The organism is Geodermatophilus sp. URMC 62, assembly GCF_052931475.1.
In genome coordinates, this window is the sequence record NZ_JBRFHY010000001.1 from 4,514,185 (window position 1) to 4,534,093 (window position 19,909).

General features: G+C 66.6%; 10 protein-coding genes. 9 read left to right on the top strand and 1 reads right to left on the bottom strand.

Translation table 11 applies throughout. The features are described 5' to 3' along the window. Nucleotides 1–437: 437 nt before the first annotated feature. The 5 genes from ACU616_RS21810 to ACU616_RS21830 all read left to right on the top strand — a co-directional run bounded on the left by ACU616_RS21810 (nucleotide 438) and on the right by ACU616_RS21830 (nucleotide 10,581). Nucleotides 438–1,916 (top strand): hypothetical protein, encoded by a 1,479-nt coding sequence (locus tag ACU616_RS21810; protein ID WP_446760507.1) that lies wholly within the window; start codon nucleotides 438–440, stop codon nucleotides 1,914–1,916. After that, nucleotides 1,913–3,010: a hypothetical protein gene (locus tag ACU616_RS21815; RefSeq protein ID WP_446760508.1), complete on the top strand. Its 1,098-nt coding sequence runs from the start codon at nucleotides 1,913–1,915 to the stop codon at nucleotides 3,008–3,010. The genes ACU616_RS21810 and ACU616_RS21815 overlap by 4 nt, the downstream gene beginning before the upstream one ends. Continuing rightward, the gene (locus tag ACU616_RS21820; RefSeq protein ID WP_446760509.1) at nucleotides 3,007–8,109 is read left to right on the top strand and encodes a helicase-related protein; all 5,103 of its coding nucleotides are present in this window, start codon (nucleotides 3,007–3,009) and stop codon (nucleotides 8,107–8,109) included. The genes ACU616_RS21815 and ACU616_RS21820 overlap by 4 nt, the downstream gene beginning before the upstream one ends. 1,051 nt (nucleotides 8,110–9,160) lie before the next feature. After that, a complete protein-coding gene (locus ACU616_RS21825; protein WP_446760510.1) occupies nucleotides 9,161–9,337 on the top strand; it encodes a type I restriction enzyme endonuclease domain-containing protein in 177 nt (58 codons plus the stop codon). Nucleotides 9,338–9,387: 50 nt separating this feature from the next. Beyond that, the gene (locus tag ACU616_RS21830) at nucleotides 9,388–10,581 is read left to right on the top strand and encodes a hypothetical protein (protein ID WP_446760511.1); all 1,194 of its coding nucleotides are present in this window, start codon (nucleotides 9,388–9,390) and stop codon (nucleotides 10,579–10,581) included. A 193-nt stretch (nucleotides 10,582–10,774) separates the two neighbouring features. Here the strand turns inward: ACU616_RS21830 and ACU616_RS21835 are convergent, their stop codons facing one another. Next, entirely contained in the window at nucleotides 10,775–12,703 is a 1,929-nt protein-coding gene (locus ACU616_RS21835) for an RNA-binding domain-containing protein (RefSeq protein WP_446760512.1), read from the bottom strand. A gap of 220 nt (nucleotides 12,704–12,923) precedes the next feature. On the opposite strand from ACU616_RS21835, the gene ACU616_RS21840 reads away from it, so the two are divergent. From ACU616_RS21840 to ACU616_RS21855, 4 genes are all read left to right on the top strand, one after another. After that, complete coding sequence (locus ACU616_RS21840; protein ID WP_446760513.1) at nucleotides 12,924–13,760, top strand: hypothetical protein; 837 nt, start codon at nucleotides 12,924–12,926, stop codon at nucleotides 13,758–13,760. Between the two features lie 70 nt (nucleotides 13,761–13,830). Beyond that, nucleotides 13,831–15,447 (top strand): class I SAM-dependent DNA methyltransferase, encoded by a 1,617-nt coding sequence (locus ACU616_RS21845; RefSeq protein ID WP_446760514.1) that lies wholly within the window; start codon nucleotides 13,831–13,833, stop codon nucleotides 15,445–15,447. Then, the gene (locus ACU616_RS21850) at nucleotides 15,440–16,606 is read left to right on the top strand and encodes a restriction endonuclease subunit S (RefSeq protein ID WP_446760515.1); all 1,167 of its coding nucleotides are present in this window, start codon (nucleotides 15,440–15,442) and stop codon (nucleotides 16,604–16,606) included. The genes ACU616_RS21845 and ACU616_RS21850 overlap by 8 nt, the downstream gene beginning before the upstream one ends. Continuing rightward, a complete protein-coding gene (locus ACU616_RS21855; protein WP_446760516.1) occupies nucleotides 16,603–19,734 on the top strand; it encodes a type I restriction endonuclease subunit R in 3,132 nt (1,043 codons plus the stop codon). Before ACU616_RS21850 ends, ACU616_RS21855 begins: the two co-directional genes overlap by 4 nt. Nucleotides 19,735–19,909: the final 175 nt, after the last annotated feature.

Here is a 19,909-nt window from a genome sequence, read left to right on the forward strand (position 1 = left end):
AACGATGTCACTCGCTCGCTGGTCACACCGGCGGGGCTCTTCCGCTGGACGACGGTTGCGTGGGGAGCCCAGCAAGGGGCGCGGGGGGCGCCGGATTACGAAGTTCCGAAGCAATGGCGCGTCGTGAGCGCGCCTCACGGCGGGCGCCCGGCGTCACCGAAGGTGACCGCGCAGGCCGCCGAAATCTACGCGATGCTGCGCACTTCATTTCACGACCGACCGGACACATCGCTCAGCGCTCCGACCAGATCGCCAAAGTCGGAAGAAGTGGTGCGGCCACGTGGCAAGAACGGGCTGCGAGATGTCTATTACGGGGGGCTCCGTCATGCTCTTGGACCTGGCCACGGCCACGACGTGATCCATCCCGATGGGCGACGAGAGACATTGCGGGCGCCCTTCGATCCCCTGGGCTTTGAGGCGCGCTTTAGGGCCACCAGGTGATGTTGGAGGAGTACTTCGAGCGCCGGCAGGTTCACCCGGACCCAGCGCTGCTCGGCTTCTTGGCGCAAGAAAATCCCGCGCCAGGGTCGCTCCTCGAGGCGCTTGTGGTCGATCCGAAAGACCCTGCGTTAGAGGCTCTTCACGATCAGTTGCCGCCGAACTATGTGCCTATCGACGTTGTGGATGATCGCTCGATCGCCTGTATCGTTTGCAAGCCCGCTAACAAACCATCCGATGGGCTGCCCGGCCCAGTCGTTCGTTGGTTCACGGTCCCTATCAAGGACGAACGACGACAGGCGGCGCTGCTCGACGTCGACGCCGACTTCTATCTCGCCTCTGTGAGTCAGGAGTTGAGTGCAAGGGAGGCCGGTCTGACGCGGATTCTGGACGAAATCGGTCCCGCGTACCGCGACGCGTACATCGCTCACGAAAAGCGGCCGCGCGACTTTGTCGTACGGCCCGTTCGCATCGCCTGCCAGAACGTCATCGTCGGACTGGCCGCGATCGCGCAGGAGTCCAGCTTTGATGGCCTGTGCGTCCCTGCTTGGCAGACATGCGAGGTACCACATGTCGCCACGCATGAGGCCAACCGCGCCCTCGCTGCACTCATGCTGTGTGACGCGTTCCAGAATGGCGGGACGATGGAGATCCGCTTCGACAGGCCGGCTCGCGTGGTCGTGAACGGGACGCAGGTCCGGTACAGGGGTCACCCAGAAGGCCGGGTACCGGCCAGCCTTCGGCGATACGGACGCACGGTGGGAGTGGGTCTCGGCGTTGACGACCGTGGCTCGATCAGCCCCCGGGAGGCGCGAGAACTGTTTCTAGCTGTGACGCCGATGCCCTTTGACCTCCGCGAGCGTGTTCAGACAGCGGTGGAAATGCGAGGTGTCACGCCGGAGCGGCTCTGCTTCACGTTGCTGTCCCAGATCTGGCGCGAGGTAGAGCTCGACTTCATGCTTGCCTCCACTCCGAGGGCTGCCTCCATCCTCGAGGGCGGTGCTGACTGGAGGGAGCGGGGCGCCCGCCAGTCCGAGATGGAGGTCTGTCGCGCCGCAGTCATGACGGGCATGTACTACAGGCGACTCAACGGCCTGGACAGCGCTGGTGGCGCTGACGGGGTGCGAGTCATCGAGGACGCCTCCGCCGGCGTGGAGTGGCAGGTCCTGGAGCGGGGTTCCGCAGTGGCCTTCAGCGGGGCCGACTTATCTGACGGCGTCCCGTGGCAGGCTGCCGGCGGATTGGATCACCCCACGGAGATCACGATCCTGCCTCGCTCGGTAGTCACGGAGGAAACGGTGACCGAGCTTCTACGGCTGCGCGCTGGGGGAGCCCCGGCAGCACTGATGCTTCCGCTCGACGTGCCAGTCTCCGCCGCTTGGTCGTACCTGCCCTTGCTCCGCTGCCCGGACCGTCGGGCTGACATCGACCAGGCCGTGGAGAGCAAGCTGCTCGCCTCGCGGATCTCACGCGGATGAGCGCGGAGCGAGTTGTCGTGGTTGCGCTGCCACGCGACGAGCGAGTAGGGCAGTTGGTCTTGGACATCGCTTCGGCAGCCGAGAGATCTCTCAAGGCTGACCCGGGGGATCGCACGGACGTCGTGCGTTATGAGTCCCTATCAGTGCAGCTGGAGGCTGCTGCGGCTGCGCGCATGGCCGCTGGCGGCCCGAGCATGCCTCTCGCGGTTTCGGCGGCGCCAGACGTCGGATTGGCATTCGGAGTGGCATCGCTCAGGGACCCGGTCGGGCCGGCGCTCGTCGACCGGTTGACGGGGCAGGCCGCAGAGGCAGCCCGCGAGTGGATCAACGCGGGAAACGTCGCAGTGCTGCTCCGGTTGCCCTTCTCGCCGAGCGAGCTACCGGAAGCGATTGAGCCTGTGGCCGCTCCGGAGCCGGAACTGCCCTGGGAGGCGCCGGAGGGTGCCGTCGGGCGAAGGGCTGTTGAGGAGAGGTTCCGCGCACAGCTGCTCGCCGCCTGCGCGGAGCAAGCAACTGAGACGAGGCTGGCAGTCAACCCATCTGGAGTGCACAACCGCGTTCTCGCCGAGGTCCTTCATGAGTTCGTCGAGGGGACACCGACGGCGCGACTCGACGCGCCCATCGTCTACCGAGACGGTTCGCAGGCCAGTCATGCCTTCCCTCTTCGCTGCCTGCCGCTGGGGCAACCGGCTCCCCACCGGGCTGACCGCGAACTTCATCTGACTCTGCTCTCCATCAGGCACACGGAGATGGACCCGATCGTCGACGGTGCTTGGCTGCGCAACGCCGAGGTATCCCGACCGCGGCCGGCTGCGCAGACCGATGACTTCGTCTACGAAACCAGTCGCCAGCAGCTTCGGCAGCTCACCGACTTTGGTCGCAGTACGGCGCTGTTGCACATTTACCAGACCGGCTTGGACACGGCAGTCGTTGGCTTTTATCGGGCACTCGTGGTGCACCTGTTGGAGTACCCCGGCACAGTCACCGTGATCCCGATGTACTACGCGGCGGGCCCCGCAGAGCAAGACGCCATCGTGCGCCCAGAAGCACGCTTCGAAGCTGGGAAGGCTTGGTCTATGGGGGAGCGGGCATGACCGGAGCTGCGGCACGGGGCTTCTCCCGGCCGAACATGCGCCTCGCGGAGTGCAAGGACTGCCGGCGTGAAGTGGTGGCGGGCCTGCGCGAGGAGGGATCGCAGTTCTTCACCTACCCGGAGTCCTGGGCTGACGGGCAACTCCAGCGCGGAGGATCACGCAGCGACCGGTGTCGCGAGCACCGGCAGAAGCACAAGCAGCACATAGCCGGCGTCGCTGTCGCCTACATCGATCTCGCCACGATCGGAGAGGTGTCAGACCGGAGCAATCCCACCGGGCCCTTGGGCGGGCTCGGGCCGCTGCCCGAGGCGCACAGGATCGCCGAGGCCACCCCGGTGGATCTCGGGACCTTCGGATTCGGCATGGATGAAAGTCATGTCGGGGCGATGCTGGAGAGTCTCGCCGATCCGGAACGCCGCGTCCTTGTTGTCAAGGCGGGAACCGGCACCGGGAAGTCGACCTACATGCCGTATCGGCTCCTCGATCCTCCCGAAGGAGCCTTTCGCCTTACCCATCTCGGCCCCATCGTTGTGACCGAACCGCGCGTGCAGGCCACGGTCGGGGTTGCAGAGTTCGTCGGCAAGGTAATGTCCGGCGCGGGCGGTGTGGGGCCTGGCTATCCCGTTGGTTTCCAGGTGAGCGGCAACCGCAACCATGACCCCGCATGTCAACTCGTCTATGTGACCGATGGCACCATGATCAACTGGCTCCGAGAGGGACGGCTCAGCCAGATTGGCACCGTCATCGTGGACGAGGCGCACGAGCGAAGCACCAACATTGACTTCATCATGGGGTACCTCAAGAGGGAACTACCCCGGTACCCGCACCTGCGCGTGATCATCACGTCCGCGACGTTCGACGCGGACTTCTACCAGCAGTTCTTCGGCGGACCGCGGGTCGCCGGCAAGATCGTCGTCCCCGCCGTGAAGAGCATCGGCTACGGCTGGCCACTGTTTCCGGAGCTCGATGTGCCGCCCGAGGGAGCCGGCAGCGACTTTGCGGAAAAGTGGTCGAGAATGGCACCGGAGCTAGCGCTGGGCGCCACACTCGACGAGGGCCGGCTCGTAAGCAGTGCCTGGCCCCGAACGGCGCCGCCGCTCAAGGACAGTGAGGTCCGCGATCCCTTAGAGACCGGGTACGAGGAGGACCTGCACGACACGACCCGCAAGCTGCTGCCGCTGCGCTTCCACGCTCCGATCCCGGTCAAACGCTGGAAGGACGACATGCCCAAGGTTCTGGGCAACTACGTCGTCAAGCTGGCAAAGGGTCTGGACCGGGCAGGCATCTTCGGAGACATCCTCGGGTTCCTGCCCACCGGCAAGGGCATCGAGGAAGCCTGCGACATCATCCGTGCGGGCGTCGGCGGCAGCGACGTCTACGCCCTCCTCTCCAGCCTCCCCACCGAAGACAAGGAGAACGCCCTCGCCGCACGACGCAAGGGTGACAAGCGCAAGATCGTCGTTAGTACTAACCTTGCCGAGACATCATTGACTGTCGAGGGCGTCCGCTTTGTTGTTGACAGCGGCCTGATCGCTCAGTCCGAATGGGATCCGGGCATCGCTCAGGGCGGCATCAAGACCAAGGCTCACAGTCAGGCCGGAATCAAGCAGCGCTGGGGTCGCGTCGGGCGTAAGGCACCGGGCTGGGTCTTCCCGCTTTACACCAAAGATCAGCTGCTCGAGCTTGCCGAGGACACGGCGCCCGGCTCCACCCGCGACAACCTCGAGCAACTCGTAATGACGGCCAAGCTCGGCGGCGTCGATGACGTCGTCAACTTCCCCTGGCCGGCCGCCTTCCAACCCGAGCCCCCCGTACTGCTGGACCAGACGGCCAAGGACGCTCGCGAGGTCTTCCTGCAAGAGCTCGTCCGGGCCAATGAGGCGCTTCGCGGAGGGGGTGCGCTGGACAGTGACGGCGATCCAACCTCATTCGGCAAGGAGCTCACTCGGTTTCAAGCCTTGGGCTCGACGGCCGCTGCTATCGCGATCTTGTATGCCGACCGGCTCGCGTGTGTGCCCGAGGTCGCCACCATTCTGGCGCTGCTCAACGGGACGCAACTCGCGGGCGCCAACAAGCTTCTGCTCGATCTTCCTACCTGGCCCGACGAGTGGCGTCTGGAGGCCTACGAGCGGCACCGCGCGCTGGCAAGTGCCTGCGAGGACGAGGCGGAACTCGCCCTCCAAGTGACCGCCACCTGGGAGCGGGCCGACCCCGCCATGGCCCCGTGGGAACCTTCACAGCTTCGGCAGGCTTGGGCACGGCGATGGTGGATCAACGACGAACTTCTGCGAGCGGCCGCCGAGCAACGCAGGGACATTCTCGCCGCACTTTCACCTGCCATGAAGGAGGAAGTGAAGCGCTTCGTTGAACCAGCACTGCTCCGCCGTTCTCGCGGAGCCATCTCGCGTGCCTTCGCGAGTCTGGCGCACCAGGACCATGACGGCAGCGGTCGCTACTACGCTGATCTTCCTGACAAGCCGGTCGGAGACCTCGAAGACGAACCGGCTCATCTCGACTCGGCCCTACTGCCTGTGCCGCCGCGGCGCGTGATTCCCCTTACTCGACGACGAGTATTCGGGTCCCCCGTCATCGGAAACCTGGTCGCCGTCGAACCTTGGGCGCTTCCGGAGAGTCGGACCCACCGGGATGGTGGCCCGGAGGCGACAGGAAACCTCGACGCGATGCGGCTCTTGGCGCTAAGTGCTGACTTCGGCAGGGCGGACGAAACCAAAGACGTCCTGGGGGCGACGCTTGACGCTTGGCCCGCCGGACAGCGTGTCCAGCTCCGCTTCGCGCATGGAAGCACGCCGCTTGTCGTGGAGTCCGTCGATGCAACCCTGCCGGCGGCTCAACTACCCGTCATGGCCGCAGCGGCGACCGCGGCCGATCGAGCCGTAGCAGTGGATCTTGATGTTGGGCTTGATGCGGAGGGCGCGACCAACGATTCGGCGACCGTGGAAGATGCCAGCCCCGAGTTGGACACCAACTGGCCAACCTCGACCCCCCCGATCGAGGACACGGAAGCCCAGCAGCGTCGCGCGGTCCTAGACCACCGTGAGGTCGAGGCGGAGGAGGCTGCCTGCGGGGCATGTAGATCCTGCGTCAACGGACAAGCGCAGGATTGTGTCAACCCCGCTCGGGTGGATCTGGCCACCGCTGCTGACGTCCTCGAGGCCTGGCGCAATCGCGCGACAACCGGCGTTGACGTGTCTCGCCCTCGGGTGCGACTGAGTGGCGAGGAACCGCCGCTCGACGGTGCCTGGTATGAAGTGGTGGGCTACGAGATCGCTCCTGATCGGTCGCCGATTGTTCTGGTCCGCCCTGACTGGCGTCCCGAGGGCCACGTCTGGGGGCCGGGTAAGCATCCGGACTTGCATGCTGGTCAGCACATCGAAGTGGTTGTGGGTACGCGACTTCGCGACCACCGCGACGAGCTTCTTGTGCTGAACCGGACTGACGGGCTAGGCCGGTTCGTGGTGCGGGAGGCGCACACATCTCCTGACAAGCAGGAGCAACACGGGCAACTGGCCATCTCGCTGAGTCGACGGCACCAGGGTCGCCTGCGCCAGCTTCGAGGAGTTCTCCCAGTCACGGTGATCCCGCGTCAGGAACGCAACCACTACACGGTGTCGTTCCTCGAGGTTCTTCACCAGCACCTGATGGCTGTCGGCGAGGAGAGCGCTAAGCGCTTCGAGGTGTCGCTGAGGGACGGCCGAACGATTGAACTTCCGTTCTACCCTGCGGTAGTCACTGGACAGCCGAATGGGGGCGGCTACATTCCGGTGGAACTTCTCAGCCGCGACGATCGGAACGGCCTAGGGCATGACGCTTCCTTCTTCGTCGATGAGGGCGAGATTGCGCCATCTCTCGGCGATCCGGTCTACGTCAGACTGAACCGCGAATCCGCCCGGATCTCGCTGAATGGGCGATCACTTCACGATGTCCGAGCTCTCGTAGATGCGGAGCGCACGCTCTTTGTCTCGTCAGAAGACGACGAGGATGCGACGGACGAGTTCGATCAAGACGCCGACGTGCCGGCCGAGACGACAGCGGAGGTTGGCAGCTACACCACGTATCTGATCTCGCGTGGGGCCGTCCCTCGCGCGGCGATGCCAAGCCTGTTGGCCCTCGACGACTCCCCGGAATGGCAGCGCGACGTGTGGCTGTTCTGGGCCCGCAGCCGGCACGTGCGCACGGACCGGCAGGACGCCTACCGGCCGGGGACTAGCACCAACTTCGTGCACAGTCCCGCCGTCCTAATGCCAGAACTGCCCCCAGCGCCGCAGCTCACCGTCGATGAGGCGTTGGAGCTCTATCCCAGGGGCAGCATGGCAACGGCGACAGTGACCCGCGTCAGAGATGACATGGGCAGGGCGTGGCTGAAACTTTCCGATGGTACGGAGGCCTCCCTGGGGGCCCGCGACGTTGACACAGGAGGCCAACCGCTCAGCGCATTGTTGTTCAGGGGGCTTTCGGTGGAGGGAAGGGTCCTCGATGTAGGCGAACACCGGGGCGCCATCCAGGTGCGGCTCACGCTGCGCTCGGAGACGACGCCGGGTCGCCCGCCGACGCCCACGCTCGCCGAGGCCGAGACCACTTACCGACGCGGTGCTGTCGTGGAGGCTGTGGTCGACAGGGTCCGAGATGACCTCGGGCGCGCATGGCTTCGATTGGCCGACGGACTCCAGGCCACCGTCGGCAGCGGTGACGTCGGACCTGCAGGCGTCCTCCGGATCGGCTCCGCGCTCAGGGAGGGCGACAGGGTTTCCGGCCGAGTCCGTGGGGTCAGCGAACGAAATGGCGTTCCCCAAGTGCAGCTGGAGCTCAAGGAGCTGCGGGCTCCGACGATGTGGGAGCAACTCGATGACGCAGGCCTACGAGAGGACGTTACTGTGCCGGGGCGCGTGGCGAACGTCGTTGACGCACTCGGCGTCTTTGTAGAGCTGCGGCCAGGGCTCAATGGTCTTGTGCACCGGTCCAAGGTTGATCGACCCCTGGGCTCGTTTGTCCGGGGCGAGTCCTGCGCCGTACGCATCACTAGCATCTCCGAGGACCGGAAACGCCCGGGACGGGTGAACGTGCAACTGGAGCTCGCTTAGGCCCTGGCGCGCCGTGGTAGGAGCTGGGTGACGCCCGCTGCCACCGGCGCGCCGAGCTGCTCGCGCCGATCCGCGTCGCCATCCTCGCCGCGGGCGCATGGAAGCCAGGCACCCGATCGGCGTCCCCGATCCCGTCTAGGTCGATGAGCGGTCGGCTGGGTCGTCCCGAACGGGCGCGTGACTTCCAGTGCGTCGAGTCGTTGCGCCGGGCGGTGACCGCCGGGAGGTCTGCCTCGCGCACCCAGCGATTCCAGGGCTCGGCCCAGATGGGGGCTAGCCATCCCGTCGTCGGGCACCTTCGCCCACAAGCTCGCGTCGTAGCCGATCCACAGGGGGACTTGGGCACCGGGAAGTAGGAGCCGTCCCACCGGCGTCTCCCGCTGGGGGAGTGGGGCGCGGTGTGCGCGGCTTCGTGGACATGATCGGAACGTAGCGTGCCCGTCGGACAAGCAAGATCGTTGCTGGCGTGCCGCCCGCGGTGATTCACCTGTCGTAGTACACGGTGAACGGGTCGCGTCGGACCGGAGTCATGGCGTTTGCGCTGGTCAGCGCCGTCTCCTGTTGAGCCCTGGTAGCCGCATAGGCGCCCACTGGGGCCTCATTCCCCCTGGAGTTAGGGGAAAACAGGGGGAAACGGCCTGGCATCGCTTGCTCTTCGAGGGCGACCGAAGGGGACATGCGACAGGCCCAGCGTGGGGCCAGATGTGTGGCGATCACGGTCAGAAGCTAGATCAACTCGCGGACAGCTGTTGATCGTTCCAGGGGTGAACGTGGTGACCGCCGTCAGCCCGTATGCGCAACAAGTCGTGGCCGGGCCCTGTGACGCCGTCCTGTGGAGGGGCGTGCTCGGCGTCGGGCAGGCCGCTCTTGTCGGTCAGCCGCCTGCCCGCACGCGAAGGACGGCCGACCTCCTGCGCATGGTGGCTCTGCCGGCGGAGGAACCGGGCCTGCCCGCTGCCGTACGAGCCGGTGCCCTCGACACCGAAGGGGACCCGCCGGTCCCACGGCCTCACATGGCTAGGAGGCAACGTCGTTTACGATCTCGTCGCCATTGTCCCGGCGCAACGCGACGGTCGACTGGGACAAGAGGGAAGAGGTGCGGGCGTCAATGTGCTGGCACATTCCGGCGGCCCCCACGAAGCACCGCTACCCGCCGGACAAGCAGGAGTTGGCCATCGTCTTGGTCAGGCAGCGGGCCGAGATCTCGCCAGCGGGGGTCGTGGCATGACCTCCGGCGCTCGGGTCACCAGTGTGGAGGTGCAGTGGTCAGCCGCGGGCATGAGCGGCGAGATCGCGCAAGGCTGCCAGCAGCTGCTCGCCGCCGAGGCGGCGCGTCGGCCCACTGAAACGATCCCGGAGGCACTGGACTGGGCCCTGGCCTGGAGCCTGACCGGGCTGCCGTTCGAGCAGGCGGCGCGTTGGTGTGACCTTCCCGTGCCGCTCGCTAATCTTCCGGTCGCAGCGGCGGTGGCCACCCGTCACGGTGTCGCCCCCTGGCTCATCGAGGCGTGGGACGAGCTCGGCGTCCGGCCCACCGTCGGCGACATCCCCGTCATCGGGGAGCTGCAGCGAGCGGGATGGGGCACGCCGGCTTTGGACCTCGTCGCCACGGCAGGTTCCATCGACGCATCCCGGGCCGCGGAGCTGCTTGCCCGGCTTCTGGTTCTGCCCCCGGCCGCGGTCCTCGACGGCATCCGCACCGGACTCGATCTTCCCGCTGCGGTCGAGCTCGCTGAGTATGCCGAAGCAGGCGGCGCCACGGGGCAGCTTCTGAACCGTCTCTTGCGCGACCGGGTCGTCTCCGAGGAGCTGGGAGCCCGGATCAACGTAGCGATCACCGACATCGGCGACACCATGCCGACCGGACTGTGGGCCACGCTCGCCGAACCGGACGCGCGCGTGACCCGCTCAATGCGCGCCAGCTTGCCGAAGGTCCTCTGGGCAGAGTTTCTCTCCGCCGACGAGGAGCACCCCGGGCCACCGGAGGTCGACGAAGCGAACGGCGGCAACACTGACGCCTGGTCGCGGGATGGCAACACCTGGGGCCTGATCGATTGTCCGGAGGACCGCGCGGTAGAGCCGACCATGATGTGGAACACGGCCCACCAAGTCACCGCGCTACGCCGGTACCTCGGCCTCTATCTACGTTTCCTCAATCCAGAGGACTACGTCGAGCTGTCGTGGCCGCCCTCGGGGAACCTCACTACGGACGGCCACTGGACCAACCGGCACCCGATCGATTGTGACGAGCACGGCACCGACTGGCACGACGCCTGTGCTGACTGCGAAGAGAACCGCGACGCCTGGGAGCACGAGGACGATCCGGTTTGCATCCACAGCCCGGCCACGTGGGACTGGTACGTCGAGGTGCAGACGTGGCGAATCAACGACGATGGCTACGAGGACGTCAACATCGATCGGTGGCTGTTCATGACCACGACGATGGATCCACGCGAGGTGCGCTACTTGTAGGGGTGTGGGAGACGGACTGCGGATTCGGGCCGGTTCACCGACCGGTGGGATCGAGGACGCGCTGCGCAGTTTCATCTACCGCGAGGGAACAGCCCGCGTGCCCCAAGAGTCCGGATGGACATGGGTAATCCGCAGGTCGTCAGTACCGGTTCCCGGCCCAAGCTGGGGCCGGGAACCGGCGCAAGCGGGTTTCCTACCCCCAGTGCTCCTCTTGGTAGCGGACCATGTCCTCGCCGTGCAGCAGCTTGGTGGCGTTGCCGGTGCGGACCCAGAACTCTGATCCGCCAGCGCCGCTGCCCTTCGCCGGGGTCGCGAAGACCGGGCGCCCAGCGGCGGCGACCGCCACCTGGCAGATCTGCTCGCCTCGGACGACCGGAAACCGGATGCGTACGTTGGCGGCGGTCGGCGCGGACAAGTTGCTGTCGAGGACCTGCCGCAGGGTCAGTTCGTACCCGTCGGTGTTCGGCTTGCTGCCCAGGGTACGGAAGTCGTCGGCCAGGCCGAGCACCTTCCCGGCGTCGTCGACCCCGATGAGCAGGGTGCCGCCCTCGGCGTTGAGGAAGCCACAGACGGTCTTGACGATGACGTGCTCGAGCTTGGGGTCAGGCTGCTGGGTGTGGAGGTTCCAGCGGAGGGTCGACTTGAACTCGATGGTCTGCGACTCCCCGGCGTCGATGATGTCCTCGACGGTCGCCTCCGTCTGCGGACCGCCGTCGGCCCGCAGGGTGGCGAACCCGTTGCGCACGACGCGGGCGATGAGGTGCCGTCGTCGCTCCAGGAAGGTGGCGTAGTCCAGCTGCTCCCAGCCGACCGGGAGAGCGTGCAGCTCGGCCTGCCGCTTGAGCCGCTCGGCCGGCAGCCGACCGGACATCACGGGCCAGTACTCGGCCGGTCCGGAGTCGCTGATCGCGCCGTTCTCGGCCCAGTCGAGGAACGCCATGTTCGCGATCGCGTTGACCTGCCGGGTGCCGGTGAGGTTGTGCCGGGCCAGGTAGTTCTTCGGGAACAGGTGGTGCCGTTCCATCGACCGGGGCGCGTTCACGCCGGGGTCGAGCAGCTCTCGGATGCGCACGTCGCTGAAGAGCACCTCGGCGTCGAGCAGGTTCAGCGCCGCGAGATAGGCGAACAGCGCCGGGGAGCGGGACGAGGAGGTGTCCAGCCGGTTGGGAAGGGTGATCTCCCAGTAGTCGTTGGTGAAGTTGGCGTTGACGATGCGGTCCAGTTCGGCGATGAACGCGGTTTCGTCGGAGCCCTCCAGGTCGGAGATGCGGCCGAGGTCGGACTCGAGCTGGGACTCGGGAGAGGAGGTGTAGCGGCCGGTGGTGTGCGCCATGAAGAACCAGCGGGCGATCGCCGGCCGCAGCGATCGCAGGTCAAGGTCAAACTTGAAGCGGCCGATCAGCCATAGGGCGTAGCTGAACAGCAGGGCGTTGTCCGAGGTGATCATCCTGCGGCTGCGGAAGCCTGCAACGCCGAGGCACTTGAGGAACTCGAACCAGTTGGTCAGGTCGAGAACCTTTTCCTGCGCCTCGGCCAGGCGGCCGAACTGCTCCTGGCGCCGGGCCTCGCTGAAGGCGCCGGTGTCCAGCTGCTTGCCGCGCAGGATGTTGTAGACGTGCTGCAGCCGGGCCCGGCCGAAAGCGAGCGCCACCGCGACCCGCAGCATCTGATCGGGGCTCGGGTCGATGTAGGGATTGCGTGACGTCGGACCCCGCAGGGAGGGGTCGACGGCAGCCCGGCTGAACGCCTCCAGCTGCCGGCGACCCTTCTCCCAGTGCACCGACATCAAGGTCAGGATGAAGTCGGCCTGGTTGAGCTTGACGCCTTCGGAGTTGATGCGGACGAAGATCTCGGCAACCTGGTCCTCCAGCGCTGCGGCGCCGAGCTCGACCACCTGGAACGGGAAGTCACGCAGGTCATGTACCCGGTTGATCCGGGCGTCGAGCTCGTCGGCTTCCTCATCGGTCAGCTCCTCGTCGCGGGCTTCCCGGAGCCGGTTGATGAACCGCCGCGAAGTGGGGCGGTAACCGTCGGACCACAGCGCGGTGATGTCGGGGATGAACGCCGGGTCACGTTCGATCGCCGCATCGGTCACCTCGAACGTCTTTCGGCACGAGCTCATCCGGGCGGGCGTTGTCGAGGCGGTCGTCGAACTGCCACGAGGGCTGGTCCCTCGGACTGCCATCTCACTCGCCCTATGGGTCCTCGCCCGCCCCGGTGAGGCGGCTGGTGGAGGGGATCGCGTCCTGTTGGCAGATGCCAGCTCGGCGGAGGTTGCCTCTTTCGCTGCTCGGGCACGCGAGATCGTGGATGTGTACCGCCAGTGGCGGCAGACGGGGACGGTGGACGTCGACTGGGCCATCAGCCCGACCCGGCTTGATCTGCTCGGGATCGACGCGACCCTCGTCCCCTCCCGATGGGTTCCCACGGCGTTGGAGTCCGCTGACGTGAACCAGCTCATCACCGAGATGAAGGACGAGGCCAAGCGCCTCAACGGTGCGGTGGCCAGCCTCCGGAAGACCAAGGGTGTCGACCTCGGCCGGCTGACTCCCACGGGAGATGGGGTGCAGCGGGCGTCCGTGGGGCAGTTGGCGGCGGACGAGCTGGTCGCGCTGTTCCGCGGGGTGCGTGTCCCGCGCGACGAACTCGATGCCGCTGAGGGTGACATCCCGGTAATCACGCCTTCCCTGGTTCGCGATGGCGTGACGGTGCCGCCGGACGGCTGCCCTCGGCTGAGTGCGGATGCCTTTGACCGTGATCCCGTGCGCACCGAGCCCGGTGATGTCGTCGTGATGCCGGAGGGCGCCCGCGTCCGTGCCGGCGAGGTGCGGGTCGGCGGCGCCGTCGCCGCCGCTCCGCTGTGGGTGCTGCGCGTACGAGGTGACCGCATCGACCCGACGTACCTCGCCGCATGCCTGGCCAGCGAGTGGAACGCCCGGCACTCCGTCAGCAGCACCATTCCACGCGCGCCCGTCCGGGATCTGGAGATTCCCCTGTTGCCTCTGGCATCGCAAAGGGCGCTGGTGGCGCGACTCGAGGTCCTCGCTGACCTCCGCCAGAAGGCCTTGAACGCTGCAGGGGGCGCGGAGGCGATGATGCGGCGGCTGGTCGATGGAGTGGCTGCCGGGGTCCTCGATGTCGGAGTTGCGGCCGAGGAAGGCGGAACGACCAGTGCCTGATTCCAGCGCCGGTTCGTCAGATGAAGTCGTTAGCGTGACCACGGGTCTACATCGAGTCAGGAGCACAAGCATGCCGCCACGGGCGAAGAACAGTCAGCAGCTGGGCCTGGAGGCCTCGCTGTGGGAGGCGGCCAACCGGCTGCGGTCCAACATGGACGCCGCCGAGTACAAGCACGTCGTCCTCGGATTGATCTTCCTCAAGTACGTCTCCGACGTCTTCGGTGCCCGCCGGGCCGAACTCGAGGCTGCGGTCCAGGATCGGAAGTCGGAGTACTACATGCCGACCGAGGCCGCGCGGCAGGCGGTTCTGGAGTCCCGGGACGAGTACACCTCAGAAGGCGTGTTCTGGGTGCCCGAGGGGCACCGCTGGGAGAACCTCCGCGCTGCCGGCAAGCAAACGGACATCGGGCAGCGGATCGACGAGGCGATGCGCGCCATCGAGCGGGAGAACCCCAGTCTGAAAGGCGTCCTGCCGAAGAGCTACGCACGTAGGGAGCTCACCCCTGAGACCCTGGGCGGCCTCATCGACACCTTCTCCCGTGACGACCTCGCGGCTGCCGAACACCAGAGCCTCGACGTCCTCGGTCGGGTGTTCGAGTACATGGTCTCGGCCTTCGCCAGCGCCGAGGGCAAGCTGGGTGGCGAGTTCTACACGCCGCGGTCGGTCGTCACGCTCATGGTTGAGATGCTGGAGCCATTCCACGGCCGGGTCTACGACCCGGCAATGGGATCGGGTGGCCTGTTCGTGCAGGCCGACCGGTTCGTCCGCGCCCATGGCGGTGTCCGCAACGACATCAGCGTCTTCGGGCAGGAGCAGAACCCGACCACGTGGCGGCTGGCGAAGATGAACCTCGCCCTGCGCGGCATCGACGCCAACCTCGGCCCGCAGTGGGGGGACAGCTTCCACAACGACCTGCACCCCGACCTGCGGGCCGATTATGTGCTCGCAAACCCACCATTCAACATCTCCGAATGGGGCGGCGAGCGACTCCGCGACGACGTGCGCTGGAAGTACGGGACGCCTCCGGTCGGCAACGCAAACTACGCGTGGATCCAGCACATGCTCTACCACCTCAAGCCCACCGGCACGATGGTCACCGTCCTGGCGAACGGATCGCTCTCCTCGCAGCAGTCCGGTGAGGGTGAGATCCGCAAGGAGCTCGTCGATAAGGACCTTGTCGAGTGCATCGTGGCACTGCCGTCGCAGCTGTTCTTCACCACCGGAATCCCGGTCTGCCTCTGGTTCCTGACGAAGGACAAGACCGACCGGAAAGTCGAGTCCGAGCGGCCGCAGCGCGACCGCCGCGGCGAGGTGCTGTTCATCGACGCCAGGCAGCTCGGCCAGATGACCTCTCGTGTTCACCGGAGGCTCTCGGATGCGGACATCGCCCGCATCGCCGACACCTACCATGCCTGGCGCGGCGAACCCGATCTGAAGCCGTACGAGGACGTGGCTGGCTTCTGCGCCACCGTCTCGAACGACATGATCGGGGATCCCGAGAACAACTACCAGCTCACGCCGGGTCGCTATGTCGGCACCGAGGCTGACGATGAGGACAGTGAGCCCCTCGAGGAGAAGCTCGAGCGGATACGCAGTGACGTGCGAACTGCTATCGCCCGGCGGGCCGAGCTGCAGAACCGCGTCCTGGCCATGCTGGATGGCCTCACGGTCAACGGCGATGAGTGAGGCATGGCCCCGTGTGGCTCTGCGGGACTTGACATGCAAGATCGGTAGCGGCGCGACCCCGCGCGGAGGCAAGTCCGTCTACGTGGACAACGGCTCTGCCTTCATTAGGTCCCAGAACGTGTACGACAACCACTTCTCGTTCGAGGGGCTGGCGCGCATCAACGACGAGGCGGCCGAAGCGCTGGCCGGTGTCACAGTGCGGGAAGGTGACGTTCTCATCAACATCACCGGTGAGTCCGTCACGCGGACCTGCCTGGTGCCCGGCAACGCCCTACCCGCACGTGTCAGCCAGCACGTGGCCATCCTTCGGCCGGATCCAGAACTGTTGGACTCACGCTTTCTGCTCGCGACCCTTCTGTCGTCGTCGGTGAAGGCGCGCCTGAACCAACTCTCCGCGGCCGGCGCAACGCGACGTGCGCTGACGAAGTCCCACCTGGAGTCGCTGACGATTGCGCTTCCTCCCTTGCCGGAGCAGCGCGCTATTGCCGACGCCCTCCGTGACCTCGATGAGCTGGTGGAAGTCAATCGGGTGCTTGCAACTGCCGCTACGGACGCCATGAATGCGCTGATGAGCCGCGAACTCGACCGGACCAATACGTTGGTGCCGCTGTCCGAACTCGCGGACTTCGTCAACGGGAAGAACTTCACGAAGGGCGCGACCGGCACTGGGCGACCAGTGATCCGAACTCCAGAGGTACGGCGCGGCCCCAACCCAGGCACGGTCTTCAGCTCAGTAGAGGCGAGCCCCGCAAACACGGCCCATCGAGGAGACATCCTGTTCGTCTGGTCAGGATCCCTGCTCGTAGGGCGATGGCTGTACGAGCCCGGACTGGTCAACCAGCACGTCTTCAAGGTGATCCCGAAGCCAGGGATACCCGACTGGCTCGTGTTCGCACTGATCCAGCGGAAGATGCCTTGGTTCCTCGGCCTGGCTGCGGACAAGGCCACGACGATGGGACACATCCAGCGATCCCACCTTGACGTCTCCGTCCCCTTGCCGGACTCGGACGCGTTGCGCGAGCTGGATGCACTGATTGCACCGCTGTGGGAGCAGAGCTTGGAGGGCACCGTGGAGGCTCAGGAGTACTCGGCTCTGCGAGATGAGCTCCTACCACTGCTGCTGTCAGGCCGAGTCGCACCGGGTGAGGTGGCAGCGTGATCGAGACCGACCTTGAGAAGCTCGTTATGGACGAACTCGCCACCGTCGGCTGGATGACTGCGTACGGCCCGGACATCGCACCCGGCGAGCCGGCCGCCGAACGCACGGACTACCGCGACGTGGTCCTGGCCGGTCGGCTGCGCGAAGCCATCGTCCGGTTGAATCCTGCCCTGCCGGGCGAGGCCGTCGACGAGGCGGTGAAGACGGTGCTGCGGCCGGAGTCGCAGTCGGTGCTGGCCGAGAACTGGCGCGGCTACCAGCTCCTAACCCAGGGCGTCCCGGTGGAGTACCAGGAGACTGACGGCACGGTGCGTGCCGTTCGCGGCCGGCTGGTCGACTGGGAGAACCCCGAGAACAACGACCTGCTGGCGGTCAACCAGTTCACGATCATCGGCGTTGACGAGCGCCGTCCGGACGTCCTGCTGTTCGTCAACGGTCTCCCACTGGTGCTGGTCGAGCTGAAGCGTCCGGGCAAGCCGTACGCGACGGTGCGTGGCGCCTTCAACCAGACGCGCACCTACCAGCACCGGATCCCGGACGCATTCACCTTCAACCAGCTCGTCGTTATCTCCGACGGGGTGGTGGCCCGGGCAGGCACGTTGACGGCTGCCTGGGAGCACTTCGCGCCGTGGAAGACGATCGATGGCGAGTCCGTGGCGTCGGCCGAGATCCCGCAGATCGAGGTGCTGGTCACCGGGATGCTGCGCCCCGAGGTCCTGCTGGACCTGGTGCGGTCGTTCGTGGTGTTCGCCGACGACGAGGGCAAGGTGGCGAAGAAGGCCGCGAAGTACCACCAGTACTGGGCTGTCATCAAGGCGGTGAACTCGACCGTTGCGGCCGTCGCGGGGGATGGGCGAGCGGGGGTCGTATGGCACACGCAGGGCTCCGGCAAGAGCCTGGAGATGGAGTGGTATGCGGGCAAGGTCATGCGCCACTCGGCGATGGAGAACCCGACGCTGGTGGTGTTGACCGACCGCAATGACCTCGACGATCAGCTCTTCGACGACACCTTCGCCGCGTCCCGGCCTGGTGCGCCGCTGCCCGAGGTGCCGGTGCAGGCCGAGGACCGAAACCACCTGAAGGAGCTCCTCGGACACCGCCAGTCCGGCGGGATCATCTTCTCGACCATCCAGAAGTTCGGGCTCTCGAAGGCGGAGAAGGACGCCGGCACGTCGTTCCCGACCCTGTCGGAGCGCCGCAACATCGTCGTGATGGTCGACGAGGCGCACCGCTCCAACTACGACTTCATCGACGGGTTCGCCCGGCACCTGCGGGACGGTCTGCCGAACGCCAGCTTCATCGGCTTCACGGGCACCCCGATCGAGTCCGGCGACAAGTCGACCCGCGCGGTGTTCGGCAACGTCATTGACACCTACGACCTCACCCAGGCGGTCAAGGACGGCGCCACCGTGAAGGTGCTGTACGAGCCGCGGCTGGCGAAGATCGAGGTGCCGCGGGAGGCCCTCGGGGAGATCGATGACGCGTTCGCTGAGGCAACCTCGGGCACCGAGGACGAGGCGAAGGAGCGGCTGAAGACGAAGTGGGCGCGGGTGGAGGCGCTCGTCGGCTCGGACAAGCGGATCGCCGAGTTGGCTACCGATATCCTGGCCCACTGGGACGCGCGCCGTGAGGTCCTGGCCGGTAAGGCGATGATCGTCACCATGTCGCGGCGCATCGCGGCGGCGTTGTACGCCGAGATCGGCCGCCAGCGGCCGGAGTGGGTCACCGACGATGACGCGACCGGCAAGGTGAAGGTCGTCATCACCGGGGCGGCGTCTGATGAGGAGGATTTGCAGCCGCACATCCGTTCAAAGCAGGCGCTGCGGGCGCTGAAGAGCCGGGCGAAGGATCCGACCGACGAGCTCGAGCTCGTGATCGTCCGCGACATGTGGCTGACCGGCTTCGACAGCCCGGCGATGCACACCATGTACGTGGACAAGCCAATGCGGGGCGCGCCACTCATGCAGGCCATCGCCCGGGTCAACCGGACGTTCAAGGACAAGCCGTCCGGCCTGGTCGTGGACTACCTGGGCATCGCCGAGGACCTGAAGAGCGCGCTGAAGGACTACACCAAGCGCGATCAGGAGAACGAGGAACTGGGCCAGGACGTCCGCGCACAGGCCCTGCCCGCGCTGTTGGAAACGCATGAAGTCGTCACGGCCATACTGCACGGCATCGACTGGCGAGCCCGGCTAGCGGCGGGCGGTCCGAAGGCGTTCCTGCATGCCCTGACCGCGACGGTCGAGCATCTCCTTGCGCAGCACCCGGGCACCGCGGCACGGCCGTGCACTAAGGACGACCCCTGCGCGAAGTGCCGGTTCATGGCGCACACGCGGCGGCTGGTGCAGTTCTACGCGATGTGCGTGCCGGCCAAGGAGGCCCTTGCCGTGCGCGACGACGTCGCGTTCTTCGAGGCGGTCCGCGCCCAGATCGCAAAGATCGAGGGGGAGGACCGAGAGGGGAGCGACCCGAGCGCGGTCGTGGACACGGCCATCAAGCAGATCGTGTCGGAGGCGATGACGGGCACCGGAGTCATCGACATCTACGCCGAGGCGGGCTTGGAGAAGCCGGATCTGTCTCTGATCGATGAGAACTTCATCGACAAGGTCGGCAAGTCTGACCGGCCGAACCTGCAGATCGAGCTGCTCCGGCGGCTGCTGGCGGGCGAGATCCGCGCGATCGGTCGGCGGAACGTCGTCACCGGGCGTCAGTTCTCCGAGATGCTCGAGCAGACGGTCCTGCGCTACCAGAACCGCACGCTGGACGCGGCCCAAGTCGTCGCCGAGTTGGTGGCACTCGCCCAGCATCTGAAGGGCGAGGCCGACCGCGGGGCCAAGCTGGGACTGAACGCCGACGAGCTGGCTTTCTACGACGCGGTATGCACCAACGCCTCCGCCGTCACGGTTCTCGGCGACGACACCCTGAAGAGGATCGCTCACGACCTGGTCGAGATTGTCCGGCGGGACGCCAAGACCGACTGGAGCGTCAAAGAGCAGGTGCGCGCGAAGCTGCGCGCGACCATCCGGCGGCTCCTGCTGCGGTATGGCTATCCGCCGGACCAGGAGCCGGTCGCCACGCAACTCGTGCTGGAGCAGGCCGAAACCCTAGCGGGGGAGACCGCCGCCTGAGCGAGCGGGGCCGGTCCTTCGCCTGATGGCAGGGGCCGGCCCCGGCCCGGCGAACTATCAGAACGGTCGGTCCTCCCGGAAAGTCGCTGTGCTCCGGTCCGCCGAGATCCCGCAGGGTGTCCCACGGGATCTCCCAGTAGGCGATGGGGCTGCTGGTCCGGGTGGCCTGCCTGTC